12 protein-coding genes are annotated in these 15,969 nt (G+C 57.6%); 8 read left to right on the top strand and 4 right to left on the bottom strand.

Going from position 1 to position 15,969, the window contains the following annotated elements:
• Positions 1-27 precede the first annotated feature (27 nt).
• The 3 genes from ABCS64_RS10615 to ABCS64_RS10605 form a co-directional block, all read right to left on the bottom strand.
• On the bottom strand, positions 28-2,586 hold the full coding sequence (locus ABCS64_RS10615) for a DNA topoisomerase III (RefSeq protein ID WP_418891807.1): 2,559 nt from the start codon (positions 2,584-2,586) through the stop codon (positions 28-30).
• Positions 2,587-2,800: 214 nt separating this feature from the next.
• On the bottom strand, positions 2,801-3,940 hold the full coding sequence (dprA, locus tag ABCS64_RS10610) for a DNA-processing protein DprA (RefSeq protein ID WP_418891806.1): 1,140 nt from the start codon (positions 3,938-3,940) through the stop codon (positions 2,801-2,803).
• Between the two features lie 30 nt (positions 3,941-3,970).
• A complete protein-coding gene (locus ABCS64_RS10605) occupies positions 3,971-5,026 on the bottom strand; it encodes a LysM peptidoglycan-binding domain-containing protein (RefSeq protein ID WP_418891805.1) in 1,056 nt (351 codons plus the stop codon).
• Positions 5,027-5,253: 227 nt separating this feature from the next.
• On the opposite strand from ABCS64_RS10605, the gene def reads away from it, so the two are divergent.
• From def to htpX, 3 genes are all read left to right on the top strand, one after another.
• Positions 5,254-5,757 (top strand): peptide deformylase, encoded by a 504-nt coding sequence (gene def, locus ABCS64_RS10600; protein WP_418891804.1) that lies wholly within the window; start codon positions 5,254-5,256, stop codon positions 5,755-5,757.
• The gene (fmt, locus tag ABCS64_RS10595) at positions 5,754-6,722 is read left to right on the top strand and encodes a methionyl-tRNA formyltransferase (RefSeq protein ID WP_418891803.1); all 969 of its coding nucleotides are present in this window, start codon (positions 5,754-5,756) and stop codon (positions 6,720-6,722) included. Before def ends, fmt begins: the two co-directional genes overlap by 4 nt.
• A gap of 92 nt (positions 6,723-6,814) precedes the next feature.
• Positions 6,815-7,669, top strand: a complete 855-nt coding sequence (gene htpX, locus ABCS64_RS10590; RefSeq protein ID WP_418891802.1) for a zinc metalloprotease HtpX — start codon at positions 6,815-6,817, stop codon at positions 7,667-7,669.
• A 1,134-nt stretch (positions 7,670-8,803) separates the two neighbouring features.
• On the opposite strand, the gene ABCS64_RS10585 is transcribed toward htpX, so the two are convergent.
• Complete coding sequence (locus ABCS64_RS10585; protein ID WP_418891801.1) at positions 8,804-9,748, bottom strand: cation diffusion facilitator family transporter; 945 nt, start codon at positions 9,746-9,748, stop codon at positions 8,804-8,806.
• A 42-nt stretch (positions 9,749-9,790) separates the two neighbouring features.
• Here ABCS64_RS10585 and rsmB point away from each other — a divergent pair, with 42 nt between their 5' ends.
• From rsmB to ABCS64_RS10560, 5 genes are all read left to right on the top strand, one after another.
• Positions 9,791-11,188 (top strand): 16S rRNA (cytosine(967)-C(5))-methyltransferase RsmB, encoded by a 1,398-nt coding sequence (gene rsmB, locus ABCS64_RS10580; RefSeq protein ID WP_418891800.1) that lies wholly within the window; start codon positions 9,791-9,793, stop codon positions 11,186-11,188.
• Positions 11,175-12,098, top strand: coding sequence for a DUF4390 domain-containing protein (locus ABCS64_RS10575; RefSeq protein WP_418891799.1), 924 nt, complete (start codon positions 11,175-11,177; stop codon positions 12,096-12,098). The genes rsmB and ABCS64_RS10575 overlap by 14 nt, the downstream gene beginning before the upstream one ends.
• The gene (locus ABCS64_RS10570; protein WP_418891798.1) at positions 12,095-14,251 is read left to right on the top strand and encodes a sensor histidine kinase; all 2,157 of its coding nucleotides are present in this window, start codon (positions 12,095-12,097) and stop codon (positions 14,249-14,251) included. Before ABCS64_RS10575 ends, ABCS64_RS10570 begins: the two co-directional genes overlap by 4 nt.
• 2 nt (positions 14,252-14,253) lie before the next feature.
• The gene (locus ABCS64_RS10565; RefSeq protein ID WP_418891797.1) at positions 14,254-15,519 is read left to right on the top strand and encodes a sigma-54-dependent transcriptional regulator; all 1,266 of its coding nucleotides are present in this window, start codon (positions 14,254-14,256) and stop codon (positions 15,517-15,519) included.
• Between the two features lie 66 nt (positions 15,520-15,585).
• A complete protein-coding gene (locus tag ABCS64_RS10560; RefSeq protein WP_418891796.1) occupies positions 15,586-15,969 on the top strand; it encodes a DUF6394 family protein in 384 nt (127 codons plus the stop codon).

Below are 15,969 nucleotides of genomic sequence, written 5' to 3'. Positions count from 1 at the left end.
TGCATTCAATCAAACGCTATATCTAGATCAAACTTTAAGTGCCTTACTCTTTACGTTTTTCGCATTTTTTTCTTTATCAGCTAGTAATGGCGCTTTAGTTTTTTCCTTCTTTTCAAACTCAAAACCAATTTTACCGTCAGTACCGCGTACCAGATACGCAGAAAATTTCCGTCGTGTACGTGCGGAAATAAAATTTTTGAGTAAATCAGTGCGCCCTGTTGTAAGTAGTTTATGCATCTGTTCTGGGGCAATGGGCTGTTGCAATATGACTTTTCCTGAGCGGAAATCACATGTCCGATTTTTTCCTATCGATTTTTCACAAACGTAAGCTGTGCCGTACTCGAATATATTGGCATTACATTTGGGGCATATGCCAAGACTTGTCTGGTTAGAAAAATCAACGGGTTCAGCGTTTTCATCATCTTTATTGCCAGTTTGCCCAAAATCAAATTCCGGTACGTTATCAGCGTTCAAGCGAATTGTGGCGTTGAACGGTCGTCCCATCTTGTTGCGGAAACCCGTCAATGGGCCAATAACGCGCGCAGTGATCAATATTTCAATTTCATCAGGCTCGAACTGGCGCCCGGCGACAATTTTCCACAAAGCAAAATCACATTCCTGGCACTGAAACTTCTTGTATGTTTCTTTGATATGCCCACCGCACTTAGGACAAGGTGCGCTCAGTTCCCCAAAGTCGCCGGGAATCGTGTCGCTGTCATAGGTTTTAGCGCGTTTGACGATCAATTCTGTCATCGCAGAAATTTCTTTCATGAAGGCTGGGCGCGACATTTCGCCGCGTTCCATGCGCGCAAGCTTATATTCCCACTCTCCAGTCAATTCGGCAGCGGTCAGTTCTGGAATACCCAGGCCATTAAGCAGCGTCATCAACGAAAATGCTTTAGCTGTTGGCTGTAGTTCCCGCCCTTCACGGTGAACATATTGTTCGATTAGTAAGTTCTCGATAATTTGGGCACGCGTTGCAGGCGTACCCAGACCGCGCCCCGCCATGGCGGCTTTCAGTTCTTCATCATCAACTGTTTTGCCTGCACCTTCCATGGCCGAAAGTAAAGTGGCCTCAGAATAACGGGCGGGCGGGCGCGTTTGATTCGAGTTAATACTAACTTCGTTAGTGCGTACGATTTCCTTGGCCTCAACTGGAGCCAGGTTACCATCCTCCCCTTCCTGACGATCCCGACCATAAACCGTAAGCCAACCAGGCGTAACCAATACTTTGCCTTCACTTTTAAACGGTTCGCCTTCTACGCGGGTAATCCGGGTGGTCAGCAAATACTCGGCCGCTGGATAAAAAACTGCGAGAAAACGTTTGACGACAAGATCGTAAAGTTTTTGTTCTGGTTCAGAAAGGTGTTTGGGTGCCTGTGTTGTCGGAATGATGGCAAAGTGGTCGGAAATTTTTGAATTATTAAAGATACGTTTGTTGGGTACTACCCAATTTCGCGCCAGAATCTGGTGTGCGAAGGGTGCATAGCGAGCAATTAATGCTTCGTCATGGCTTTTACCAACCCCTTCTCCAGTAAGCGTTATCAGCGTATTTTTGACGGTTGCTAAATAATCTTCGGGCAAGGCGCGTGAATCCGTGCGTGGATAGGTCAGCACCTTGTGTTTTTCATACAAGGCCTGCGCCAACGCCAGTGTTGATTTAGCAGAGAAACCGAAGCGGCTATTCGCGTCACGCTGTAGACTGGTCAGATCGTAAAGTAATGGCGAGAGTTGGGTCGATGGTTTGGATTCTTCGCTAACCTGGCCAGATTTACCTTCACATTTCTTTTGCAGATCAAGGGCTTGAGTTTCATCCCACAAGCGATCAGCACGCGCATGTTCGTCGTTTTCCTTCCCCTTGAATGCCTCGGAAAACCATTTTCCCCGGTATTCGCCAGCCAGACAAACAAAGGTCGCCTCAACCTCCCAGTAAGCGCGTGGCTTGAATTTACGGATTTTTGCCTCGCGGTCAACCAATAGCGCTAACGTCGGCGTCTGTACGCGACCCACCGTCGTCAAATGAAAACCGCCTGTTTTGGAGTTGAAAGCCGTCATGGCACGAGTGCCGTTGATGCCGACCAGCCAGTCGGCCTCAGAGCGGCAAGCAGCCGCGTCCGCCAGTCCGCGCATATCAGCGCCCGGACGCAATCTGGAGAACCCGTCGCGGATCGATTGTTGCGTCATGGACTGTAGCCAAAGCCGTTCGACAGGTTTATTCGTTTTGCTATAGCGGACGATATAGTTAAAAATTAGCTCGCCTTCGCGGCCTGCGTCACAGGCATTGACAAGGCTCGTTACATCCTTGCGCTTGATCAGTTTGATAAGCAGTTTGAGACGGGATTCCGTTTTATCGATTGGTTTGAGATCAAAATGTGGCGGAATGACTGGCAAATGGGCAAAAGACCATTTGCCGCGCTTGACCTCATAATTTTCTGGGCAAACCAGTTCGAGCAAATGACCAACCGCCGAGCAGATGACCGCCGTCTCGCTTTCATAATAATCATCGCGCTTAGTGAATCCACCGAGTGCTCGGGCGATATCGCTGGCAACCGAAGGTTTCTCGGCAATAATCAGTTTTTTAGTCATGGCGTAAAGCTGCTGCGCAAGAAAATATAGAATGCATTCATCATGTCGGTACGAACAGACCGCATGATAAGAGCGGACGATAGCGATTGGCAAGCGCTGGAAATCTGGGGCTTTCGGATTGCTGGCTTCACCTAGGCTTCCATAAAACTAGAGAGTGGCAGTGCATGTTTACAAAGTGTTTACACGGATTTTCTGACCGTTGAAAAAAGCGCCACTATGCCGATATGCGCTGAAATCGTCCGCCGGGCAAATTGGCGAGATGGCCATCAAGTTCGAGCTGTAGCAATCGCTGCGAAAGTATTTCGATAGACAAGCCACTCCGTGCGGCCAGTTCGTCGATGCTGCATGGATCAAAGCCAATGAGCGCCAGCAGTTCATCTGCATCTGTCTGTGCTTCCTGGCCCGTAGCTGTAACTGTAACCGAAGGCGTCAGGGGAGGAGAAGCGCTTGCTTGGCCTTTCTCGCTGGGCTGATAGTGCCAATCCAGCTCCTCCAAGATATCCTGCACCGTTTCGACAAGCTTTGCGCCTTGTTTGATAAGTTTATGGCAACCACGCGCTTGGGGAGAGTGGATCGATCCGGGAATGGAAAAAACCTCTTTACCTTGTTCGCCTGCCAGGCGTGCAGTGATTAATGAGCCGCTCTCAGCCGCAGCTTCGACGACAAGTACGCCGCGTGCCAAACCGGAAATTAGGCGATTACGGCGAGGGAAATTGTGGGCCACAGCGGGCGTTCCCAAGGGAAATTCCGAGATAATGCATCCTTGTTTGACGATCCTTCGGGCAAGGTCAAGGTTGCGCGCCGGATAAATGCGGTCGATCCCCGTGCCGATGACTGCAATCGTATCCCCTTGAACAGAAAGCGCGGCCAGATGTGCTGCCGTGTCGATACCCAGTGCCAGACCGCTGACAATGATCAGTCCTGACTGCGCCAGGGCGGCAGAAAAATTCTCGGCATTTTTGATTCCTTGCGGCGTTGGGTTACGGCTGCCCACAATCGCTAATGCTGGGCGTTGCAGCAGGTCCAGCCGACCACGTACATAAATCAGTGTTGGTGGATCGCCAATGTCAAGCAATGCACGGGGGTAGGCGGTATCGGCCAACGTCACAATATGCTGGTCGGATGCCTGTGCCCATTGACGAGCAGCGGCAACTGCCTGGCTATTATCGGCCTCAAGCAATAGACGGGCGGTTTTGCTGCCGACGACAGAACGCAAAGCATCGTACCTGGCAGAAAAAACCGCCTCCGGTAACCCGAAGGCGGTGAGCAGTTTGCGCTGTGATTCGCTGCCGACGCCAGGTATAAGTGTTAAGCGCAACCAGGCGTCGAGCGACGGATCCTCAACGAGCGTCATCGGCGCACAGAATCCATAAAGCAGCGCTGATTATGGCGTTCTGACAAAATCGTTCTGTTCGATGATGCCATCAGACTGCATTACCAGCGCATACGAAATATGTGCAAATGTACGGAAGATAAAGATTAACCCAGTTCGCGTTGCCGGAATTTGAACGCTGACTTTATTGTCGTTTTCATCGCGCTCCGTAAAGGTCAGATTGCGTTCGAGCGCCAGTACATGACCAATTTCTAGGCCGTCGCGTGCGCCGCGATTGATGGCAATAATCGAACCTTGTCCGCCCGTGCCCACGCCGCCATAAACAGAAATGATGCGGCCTTCAATCTGCACATCCGGCCGGTGTGGAACATAATCAATAAATGGTGGCCTGGTTGCCGGCGCAAGGCGATCACTGACCCCGATTTCCTGTTTGATTGTCTGGATCTCAAGCGTTGCCGGTTCCCCGGGACGTACCTGCTTGGCCGTGCCCAGGTGGAATGCTTCGTAGCCAAGTACGGTTTTTCCATCTTCTGGATCAAACAGCGGCCGGCCTTTGCGGTAGACATTCCACATCGCTGTGTCGGGATCGATATTGTTGGCGTAAACCAGATCGCCATTGCCGACATTGACGCGCTCGTTCTGAGTTGCAACGATACGCGGCGCATTGGTGAGCTTGTCGATTTCGTCAGCCTCGACGACCAGCGGTGCGGCCAAAAACGGTTCGATGACGTGTGCCGGAATGGGCGGAATTGCGCCCGAATCATTGGGGGTTTCATAGATTTTGGGCCTTAGCTTGACCGTTTCCCTGCGCAGATACGGTCTGCCGGAAGCATCTCGACTCAGAATGATGACATCCCCCGGATAAATACGATGTGGGTTGCGGATCTGTTTACGGTTCATCCGCCAGATTTCCGGCCAGCGCCAAGGGTGTTTAAGGAATTTTGCAGAAATATCCCATAATGTGTCGCCCTTAACGACAACATATCGTCGGGGCGCCGCTTTGGCGAGTTCGATCGGTTTGTCAGCCGGTTCGGCTGGTTTTCCCTGAGCCACGCACAGTGTGGCGGTCGCAGCGAGCAGGAGCGCAGATATAATGCGGCGTATCATCGTGTTATCCTCACTAGACAATCGGCAATATCTTGAAAACCCTCAATGCCTTTATTCGCTAGCCCATTCCTTTGAAGTTTCCCCTTTTGAACAAATGCCTATGAAATTTTCGGCGATTTTTGGGGAGACTCCGGTGGAAATCTGGAATCCGGCAAATATGGCAGATGTCATTCTTAGATATTCCATTGGATTCTGCACGCAATTATTTATTTGAGCAAGCTTTTTATATGGCCTTACTTCCCATTCTTCGTTTTCCCAATCCCCGACTCAAGAAAATCGCAGCGCCCATAACGCATTTTGACGAAGCACTTCGCCGCCTCGCAGAAGATATGGCCGAGACGATGTACGAAGCGCCGGGTATTGGCCTCGCGGCAACGCAGGTCGACGTGCATCAGCAGCTTATTGTCATTGATGTTTCCGAAACGCGGGACCAGCTTCAGGTGTTCATCAACCCCGAGATTCTTTCCAGCGAGGGCGAACAGATCGGCGAGGAAGGTTGCCTGTCGATCCCCGGTGTGTACGAACAGGTCAAACGCGCCGAACACATTGTTGTTCGCTATTTTGACCTCGACGGTCAGGCGCGGACGCTGGCGGCCGATGGTCTGCTTGCGGTCTGCATCCAGCATGAGATCGATCATCTGAAAGGCATCCTATTCATTGAACGCCTCTCGCCGCTCAAACTCGGGCGCATCAAAACCAGATTGGCTAAACAGGCGCGAATTACCGCATGAATCTGATTTTTGCCGGTACACCAGAATTCTCGGCGCATGCGCTGCGCGCTATCGAGGCTGCTGGGTACCAGATCGCACTGGTGCTGACCCAGCCAGACCGACCGTCCGGTCGAGGAATGGCCGTGCAGGCCTCGCCGGTCAAGCGCTTTGCACTTGAACAGGGCATCGAGGTTTTCCAGCCGGTGAGTCTGCGCGATACCGCTGCGCAGGAGCAGCTTCGTACCGTGGGCGCCGACGTTATGGTGGTTGCCGCCTATGGGCTGATTCTGCCGCAAGCCGTGCTTGACATTCCGCATTTCGGCTGCCTCAACATTCACGCTTCGCTGCTGCCGCGCTGGCGTGGCGCAGCACCCATTCAGCGCGCGATTCTTGCAGGCGATACAGAAACCGGCGTCTGCATCATGCAGATGGAAGCCGGCCTGGATACCGGCCCGGTGCTGCTTTCGGAGGCTTTGACCATTGCGCCGAATGATACTGCCGGCAGTTTGCACGACCGTCTGGCCGATCTGGGCGGGCGTCTGATCGTCGATGCCTTGGCGCATTTGCCTATGGCAATGCAACCGCAGTCCGGACACGGTGTGACCTATGCCGCCAAGCTGGAAAAGTCAGAGGCTGTGCTTAATTGGCGTCTGCCCGCCGTAGAACTTGCCCGCCAGGTGCGCGCCTTTAATCCGTTTCCCGGTGCGCTGACGCATCTGGACGGCGTTCCGATCAAGATTTGGCGCGCAGAAGTCCGCACTGCGGCGGATGTGGCGGAATGTGCCCAAGGCAGCAGTCATGGGGTGGTGCCTGGCACGGTGCTGTCTGCCGATAAGGAAAACGGCATCCTCGTGGCTTGCGGCGAAGGCGCGTTGTGTTTGCTGGCGCTGCAAAAGGCCGGCGCAAAACGCCTGTCCGCCGCCCAGTTTCTGGCCGGGACGCCGGTAGCGCGCGGCGCAGTATTTTCGTCGCCCGCCCTTTCATAAGCCGTCCTCCGAATCCCTTGAATTTTTGAAGTTTCCCCCCATTTTCTGACAGGTGCGGCAGATTCCGCCGCTTGAACGACGGAGAAAAACACATGTTTGGCAACTGGCTGAAAACCTCGATCCTGATGGCGGCGATCATGGCGCTGTTTGGCATCATCGGTGGTTATGTCGGCGGCTCGCAGGGCATGCTGATGGCGCTGCTGTTCGGCGGCGTGGCGAATATTTTTGCTTACTGGTTTTCCGACAAAATGGTGTTGCGTATGTACAACGCCCAGGAAGTCGATGAAGCCTCGGCGCCGCAGTTTTACGGCATCGTGCGCGAACTTGCCCATAACGCCGGATTACCGATGCCGCGTGTTTACCTGATCAACGAAGCGCAGCCCAATGCTTTTGCCACGGGCCGCAATCCTGAGCATGCTGCAGTGGCGGCGACGACCGGCATCCTCCAGCTGCTCTCGGCACGTGAGCTGCGCGGTGTCATGGCGCATGAACTGGCGCACGTCCGCCACCGCGATATTTTGATCTCGACGATTGCCGCAACGATGGCTGGCGCGATCTCAGCGCTGGCCAACTTCGCCATGTTCTTTGGCGGGCGTGATTCCGAAGGACGCCCGGCCAATCCACTGGCCGGCATCCTGGTGGCATTGCTTGCGCCGATGGCGGCGAGCCTGATTCAGATGGCGATTTCGCGCGCCCGCGAATTCGAGGCCGACCGCGGTGGCGCGGAAATCAGCGGCGATCCCAATGCCCTGGCCGACGCGCTGGCCAAGATCGATGCCTATGCCCGGAATATTCCCATGCCGACGGCTGAAGAGCACCCCGCAACGGCGCAGATGATGATCATGAACCCGCTCTCCGGCGGCGGCATCAGTGGGCTGTTCCGCACCCATCCGGCGACAGAAGAGCGCATCGCTCGTCTGCGAGCGATGGCTGCCGGCGGCCACTGAGGGGTGCGCTGGAGCCCGCATGGATAAAGGAACTCAGAGCATACCTCGCTGAGAAGCCCTAAATACGCGGGCTAGCGGGTAGGCGCTCGGAAGAACCTAAAAACAAGGATTGAAAGGATTGTTTAACTGTAGGCGCTGGCTCCGCCCGCGAGGCTTCTTTGGGCGGTGGCTGCAATGCTGTGCTGCCTCCATCCACGAAACTTCTCTTGATGCCGTTGCGCTGTGCGGCAGCGCGCCCCGCTGACTTTCTTTGCCTAGCCAAAGAAAGTCAGCAAAGAAAGGCGACCCTGAGGCGCAGAAAACTCCTTGTCGCGGGTTGGAGTGGCACTTGTGCGGTGGGCTTGATTAACTCGCTGCGCTCAAACAATCAAGCCCTTGTTTCCGCCAAGCTGCCCCGCGCCTACGGCTGCGCCTAAGGGGTTTTTGGGCGCTTCGTGGTTATCGAATATGCAACTGGGCATGCTCGGAAATCCGCACAAATAGACCAGAAAACATAAAATGCCCTAAACCCCTCTAAATACGCGGGCTTCAGGGCATCAAAAAACATAAACCAAAAAATAGCGTCTTCCTTTGTGAAAATACGGCGTTGCTGTGTTGGCCTGGCCTTGCCGTACTAGGCGTACTGTCTGTGGCGCGCCGCCTTGTCTTTTGGCAAAGTCGAGCCGCTATAGATATAGATTGTCTGGCTTTAAAAAGGGCTGCCCGCAACCCCTTGTGGATAGGGCGTTTCCAGGCAGTCTCCTCTGGAACCCTTATAAATAAAGGGCTTCAGGGCAGGGGTGCCGGAGATGCCCTGTTTACGCGGGTTTGCGGGTAGGGTGCCCGGAGATGCCCTAAATACGCGGGCTTGCGGACAGCCCTCTTTTGGGGAAGGCGTCACGGAACCGTCGCATCGGCGGTCGATGGTTTTTAATTCTCCCCCTGTCGGGGAGATGCCTCGAAGGGGCAGAGAGGGAAACACACCGAAGGCTTGGCTTTTGTTATTTCAGATGGAATTTGATTTTCCCCTGTGCTCTTTTTGCTTTTTTATCCTCTCACCAAATTCCTCTCCCAAAGGGCGAGGGGCTTTTCGGGTGCTCCGAACCCCGCGTGGATTGGGCGTTTGCGGGGCGTCTTGATACAGCTGGCACGGTCTTAGCGGTCAAGCCCCTGGTCGATGTGCGAGGCGGGGTCTTCAAACGGCTCGAAATGCGTGATAACCGTCGTCTGCGGCAATGCGGCGCGGATTTCGGCTTCTAGGCGCTCGACGTATTCATGACCGCGCAGAATCGTCCACGCGCCCGGCATGAGGATATGCACCGAAACAAAACGACGCGCCCCCGATTCGCGTGTGCGTAGGGCGTGGTAATCGAGCCCCTCGCTGCGATAGCTGTCCAGAATGGCGGTGATCTTGGCGTATTCCGCCGCCGGCAGAGACTGATCCATCAATCCCTGGATCGCTCTTCGGGTTAACGTCCAGCCGGTGCGGATGATATTGGCGGCGACCAGGAGCGCAATGACCGGATCGAGCCATAGCCAGTGCGTCAGGCTTACGGCGCCGACGGCGGCAATGACGCCGGCCGAAGTCCAGACATCGGTCAGCAGATGCCGGGCGTCAGCTTCCAGCGTCAATGAGCGGTATTTGCGTCCGGCGGAAAGCAGCGTCAGCGCCGTTGCCAGATTGAGTACGGAGGCGATGGCGGAAACGGTTAGACCGAGCCAGGCCTGCTCGAGCGGTTGCGCGTTGCGCAGGCGCTCGACGGCGCCCAGGGCGATAGCGACCGCTGCGGCCAGGATCAGCAAGCCTTCAAAACCGGCGGAAAAATATTCCGCTTTGCCGTGACCGTAGGCGTGCGCTTCGTCGGCCGGCTGTTCGGCAAGCGAAATCATCGCCAGCGCCATCATTGCACCGGCCAGATTGACCAGCGATTCCAGCGCATCGGAAAGCAGGCCGATCGAACCGGTGAGCCACCAGGCCAGGGCCTTGAGCAGGATGGTGATGAACGCTGCGGCGATCGATAGCCAGGCGAAATGTTTGGCGGACGAGAACATCATGCCGCTATTATCGCCGCCGGAATGCCGTCGTGTCATTTCCGTCATGCTAAACTTCCCGTGTCGAAACAATGTTCAGGATGACGAACGTTGTCCTCACTGCCGAGAAAATTCAAGATCATCAAGGCGGCTGCTGTCGCTGGGATGTCGCCGCGGACGGGGGGAAAAACATGCACGCTGGCGCCGGATTCGCTTGCGTGCAGCCTGTGGTTTGCGGCACAGGCCCTGGTTGGCGTCAGCGGCGGCAAGAATCTTACCGAAGCGCTGGCTGCCGTAACGGATGCGCCGCCGGCCGCGCGTGCGGCGGCCCAGGACATTGCCTACGGCGTGTTGCGCCGGTATGGCTGGGCCGAATTCCTGCTTGTCCGTCTGCTGCGAACGCCGCTTAGCCATGCGGGAATCGAGGCGTTACTGCGCGCTGCGCTTTATCGCCTGGAGACCCGTCCGGATGCCCGGCATACCGTTGTCGATCAGGCCGTGCAGGCGGCGGGCGAGCTGGCGGGCAGTCCTCTCAAAGGGCTGGTCAACGGCGTGCTGCGCAACTATTTGCGGCAACGCGACATGCTGCTGGCCGCCGCCGCGTGCGACGAAGTGGCTAAAAACTGGCATCCGCGCTGGTGGCTGCAACGCTTGCAGCGACGCTGGCCGGCGCAATGGGAATCCATTGTTGCCGCCGACAATGCGCCGCCGCCGATGACCTTGCGCGCCAATGGCCGGCGTGGCACGGCGGCATCTTATCTGGCGCGTTTGCAGGCGGCCGGGCTGACAGCGCACCTGCTGGGCAAAGCGGGCGGGAGCGCTTTGCGGCTGGAACGCCCCGTGCCCGTCGATGCGCTGCCCGGTTTTTTCGAGGGCGAAGTTTCCGTGCAGGATTTGGGCGCGCAGCGCGCTGCCGAACTGCTTGCGCCGACGGCGGGCATGCGGGTGCTCGATGCCTGCGCCGCGCCGGGCGGAAAAACCTCGCACCTGCTCGAACGGGCCGACCTCGACCTGCTGGCGCTCGATGCCGACAGTACGCGTGCAGCACGCATCACCGACAATCTGCGCCGTTTACAGCTTTCTGCCGAAGTGTGCGTCGGGGATGCCGCTCATCCGGCCGATTGGTGGGATGGCCGTGCCTTTGATGCGATTCTTGCCGATGTTCCCTGCTCCGCGTCCGGCGTAGTGCGCCGGCATCCCGACATCAAGGCGTTGCGCCGGGAAAGCGATGTGCGCCGCTTTGCCCGCGAGCAGGCGACCATTCTCGATGCGCTCTGGCCGCTGCTTCGGCCGGCAGGGCGTCTGCTCTATGCGACGTGTTCGCTGTTTGAGGAGGAAAATAAGGGGCAGGTCGATGCTTTTCTTTACCGTCATGCGGACGCGCGACAGCTGGCGGAAGAATACTGGCTGCCGTGCCCGGAAAACGATGGTTTCTACTACGCGCTGCTGGAGAAGCAACATGCGCCGGAAAATCAAGGTGTTCAGGAGGGCGCGCGTGAAACCGGCTGAGGGCGGGCGGCAATGCCGGCAGCAACATCGGCCACGGTATTGGCAATCGTGGCTGGCCGTGCTGATTCTGGTTTGGGCCATGTGCCTGATGCCGCAGGCGCAGGCCGCGGGCATTGCCGTGTTTACGCCGCGCATCAAGGCTGACGGCGAGGGCTACGGTCTTTCCGCCGATTTTATGATCGACCTGCCGCCGCGCATCGAAGAGGTCATTAATCGCGGCATCGAGCTCCATTTTGTCGTTGACTTTGAATTGACGCGCAGCCGCTGGTACTGGTTCGATGCGCGTATCGCCCAGCGCAGCCGCACGTACCGGCTCTCCTATCATGCCTTGACGCGCCGGTATCGTTTGTCTACCGGCGGGCTGCATCAGGGGTTTGCAACGCTGAACGAGGCTTTGCGCGTGCTGGCGCGGCTGCGTAACTGGCCGGTTGCCGATCAGGGCGATTTATCGCCGGATGTCGTTTATCTGGCGGCCTTACGCATGCGGCTGGATCTGTCGCAGATGCCCAAGACGTTCCAGGTCAGCGCGCGCGCCAAGTCCGAATGGAATCTGGATTCCGGCTGGCTGCGCTGGCACTTTCAACCACCGGCTGCCGATGTGGCCGGCGCACCGGCAGCGGACGCCGGCCCGATTCAAGGCGGCAAGGCGCCGATCCATGCCGATCAGGCCGCAGGTGCGGCGGAACTTGTCGGGGAAGCGACCAAGGAACCCGATAAAGTGCAGGACAAAACACTGCCTGCCGACCCGCCGACAGACGTTCCCGCCGTGCCTGCCGAGGCCGATTTTGCCGGCGCTGAGGCGCCTGCGGACGGCGCACGTTCTCCTGATCTGCCGCCTGCACCACAACAGGAACAGCAGGAAAAACAGGAGGCGCAAGAGACGCCGAAAATGCGGGAGAGCGCCCCATGAAAACGCTGATCATCCTTACCGCTGCATTCGGCGGCATTCTATTGTTCCTGCTTGCCTCGGCGAGCGCCGATACGGCGCTGTTCGTTCGCCATTATCCGTGGTTGCTGGGGCTGAACGCCATTGCCGCCCTTTCCCTGTTCGCGTTGATTACCTGGCAGGTATATGCGCTGTGGCGGGAACATCATGCCAAGGTTTTTGGCTCGCGCCTCAAGTTGCGCCTGATGCTGATGTTCGTCCTGATCGCCGTGTTGCCCGGCATGCTGGTTTATGGCGTGTCAGTGCAGTTCGTCACCAAAAGTATCGATGCCTGGTTCGATGCGCGCGTCGAAAAAGCGCTTGAATCCGGTCTCGACCTCGGGCGTGAGGCGATTGATGCCATTCGTGACGAACTGATCGAAAAGGCGCGCAGTATGGCGCTTGAAATGAGCGAATCGGGCGAAATGCAGACCCATCTGGCGCTTGGTCGTCTGCGCGAACAAGCCGCCGTACAGTCAGCGGCGCTTTATGCTGCCAATGGGCTGTTACTGGCAACGGCCACCAGCGAGCTGGCTTCGCCGCCCTTGCCGCAGCCGTCCGCCGAACTGATCAGCCGCGTGCGCAACGGCCGCGTGTATAGCGAAACAGAATCGGGCGAGCGCGACAGCATTCTGATTCGCGCCTACGCGCCGGTTAGCGCCAATGGCCTGGGTGGGGAAACACGCGTGCTGCTGCTCATGCAGAGTGTGCCGGAGGGACTGGCCAGCAACGCCGGGCAGGTGCAGGCGGTTTACCGCGACTACCAGGAACTCTCCCTGGGCCGCCAGGGATTAACGCGCATTTATGCGCTGACGCTGACGCTGACCGTGCTGCTCGCCTTATTCACGGCGATTGCTACGGCGTTTGTGCTGGCGCGCCGGCTGTCGGCGCCGTTGTCGATTCTTGCTGAGGGCACGCAGGCCGTGGCGTCCGGCGATTTTACGCCGCGCCAGGCCATTTACAGCCGCGACGAACTGAGCGTGCTGACCCAGTCTTTCAGCCAGATGACGCGCCAGCTCAACGATGCGCACCGGGAAACGGAGCGCCACCGCGCCGAACTCGAATCGGCACGCGCCTATCTGGAGTCCATCCTGTCGAACCTGTCCGCCGGTGTGCTCGTTTTCGATGCGCATTTTCTGCTGCGCACCGTCAATCAGGGGGCGAAAACGATTCTGCGCGATAGTTTGGACGATCTGTACGGTAAGCCGGTCGATGCCTGGACGCGGCAGTGCCCGCTGGGCGGGGCGATCCGGGACGCTTTTGCCAAACATGGACACGCGGAGTGGCAGACGCAGATCGAACTGGCCCGCCAGGGCGAGCTGCCGCAGATCCTGAACCTGCGCGGCACGCAACTGCCCGAGGATAGTGGCGGCGGCTATGTGACTGTTTTCGACGACGTAACCCGCCTGGTTGCCGCCCAGCGCAGTGCCGCTTGGGGCGAAGTGGCGCGCCGCCTGGCGCATGAGATCAAAAATCCGCTCACGCCGATTCAGCTTTCCGCCGAGCGCCTGCAACTCAAGCTGGACGGTAAGCTGACGGGCGGCGATGGCGATATGCTCCAGCGCTCGACGCAGACGATCATCAATCAGGTCATGGCGATGAAGCGGATGGTGAATGAATTTTCCGACTACGCGCGCCTGCCGCCGCCTGATCTGACGGCGCTTGATCTGAATGCGCTGATCGGCGAAGTGCTCGGGCTGTACGAAAATTCCGTAGCATGCATCGAGCCGGCGCTGGCCGGGGATTTGCCGCTGGTGCGTGGCGATGCGTCACAATTGCGCCAGATCATCCATAATCTGCTGCGCAACGCCGAAGATGCGCAGGAAGGCATGGAGAATCCGTGGATCGGCATCCAGACCTGCTGCGACGGTTCGATGGTCGAGTTGAGAGTAGCGGATAATGGCGCGGGTTTTCCGCCGGAAATCATGGCGCGTATCTTTGAGCCGTATGTGACGACCAAGGCGCAGGGAACAGGATTGGGGCTGGCTATCGTCAAGAAAATCGTCGATGAACATGGCGGTGTGATCCGCATCCAGAACCGGCGGCCGTCGGGCGCACAGATCAGCATTCTGTTACCCTTGGCTTCGTCGGCGGAGGCGAAAGCTTTTATTGGAACTGAAACATCCATAGAGAATTGAATATGGCGCAAATACTGGTTGTTGATGATGAAATGGGCATCCGTGAGCTGCTCTCGGAGATTCTGGCCGACGAGGGGCATAACGTGACGCTGGCAGAAAATGCCGCCGCCGCACGCAGCGTCCGCGCCGAAAAGCGTCCGGATCTTGTTTTGCTCGACATCTGGATGCCCGATACCGATGGTATTTCGCTGCTCAAGGAATGGTCAGCCGCCGGCTTGCTGACGATGCCGGTCATCATGATGTCCGGGCATGGCACCATCGATTCGGCGGTGGAGGCGACGCGTGTAGGCGCCGTCGATTTTCTGGAAAAGCCGATCGCCTTGCAGAAACTGCTGGCGACCGTCAAAAAAGCGCTCAAGCACGATGTGTCGCCCAATCGGCAGCCGCTGACGCTGGAAGCGTTTGCCCGATCGTCCCTGCTCAAGGATTTCCGGCGGCGGCTCGAACAGGCGTCCGGAAAAACCTCCGTGCTCCTGCTCAAAGGAGCTTGCGGCAGCATGGCCGAAATCTGCGCGCGTACGCTCCATGCGCCGAAAACGCCGTGGCTCGACCTTTCCTCGTCGAGCGCGCCGCTGACGCAGGAAATGCTCGAGGACGCCAGCGGCGGCATTCTTTTCATTGCCGACCTGATGCTGCTGGGCAAATTGCAGCAGAAGAATCTGAGCTTTGCGCTGGAGCGGCTGGAAAAATACCACCTGCAACTGGTTGCGGCGCTGGCGCGCCCGCTGTCCGCGCTGACCGAAGCTGGCTGGGATGCGGCGCTGGTTGCCCGCCTGGGCGAAGTCTGGCTGGGGCTGCCGCCGCTGGCCGGCCATACGGACGAAGTGCCGGAAATCGCCGCGCTGCTGCTCACCCATATGGTTGAACGCAATGAGGTGCCCGCCCGCACGTTTTCCAGCGGCGCGCTCAACGCACTGCGCCTGCACCGCTGGCAGGGCGACTGGGTCGAACTGCTGGCGACCGTGCGGAATCTCGCGTTGTCGGCGCTGGATGAAGAAATCACGCAGAATGACGTGGAACCGCTATTGCAGCGCGAAGCGGGCGAGGCGCCGGAGCCGCTGCCCATCATGCCGCTGCTCGATCAACCGTTGCGGGAAGCGCGCGAGGCCTTTGAACGCCTGTATTTCGAGCATAATCTGAAAATCGAGAACGGCAACATGACGCGCGTCGCCGAGCGCACCGGCCTGGAGCGCACGCATCTGTACCGCAAGCTCAAGCAACTCGGCCTGAATCCGGGGCGGCGCAACGAGGAGGCGCAAGAGGCGTAATTTCACTGGATAGCCGCCGCGTGGCGGTTCCGGGACGCCGGAAAATGTGTTGGGAGGGAACGATCCATGAATCTGGAAAAAGTGGTTTTCGGTTTTGTCATTATCCTGGCCTGTACGCTCAATTTTGGCTTTTTCATCGGGGGAGTCGACAGCATTCATGAGCATGATGCCGGCCATCTGTTCGGCGCCGTCGTGGTTAACCTGATCGCGCTGATCATGAAATTCGGCGATCGCACGCATCTGGGCGCTACGCACCTGGCCACCAGCCTGGTGGCCATGCTGCAATTGCTGGCGGCCTCGCTCGTCTGGATGTGGCACGTCAATATCCAGCATCTGACAATGACCGGCGAAACCATGTCGAGCATTGTTTCGCTGAGCGGCGGCGCACTGCTTGCCAACGCCATTTCGGTCATTCTTCTGGTCAGCGAAACCCTGTACCAGTCGCGCTGA

It is taken from the genome of Dentiradicibacter hellwigii (assembly GCF_041770905.1).
GTDB classification, from domain to species: domain Bacteria; phylum Pseudomonadota; class Gammaproteobacteria; order Burkholderiales; family Rhodocyclaceae; genus Propionivibrio; species Propionivibrio hellwigii.
This window is presented reverse-complemented; position numbering and strand designations above follow the sequence as displayed.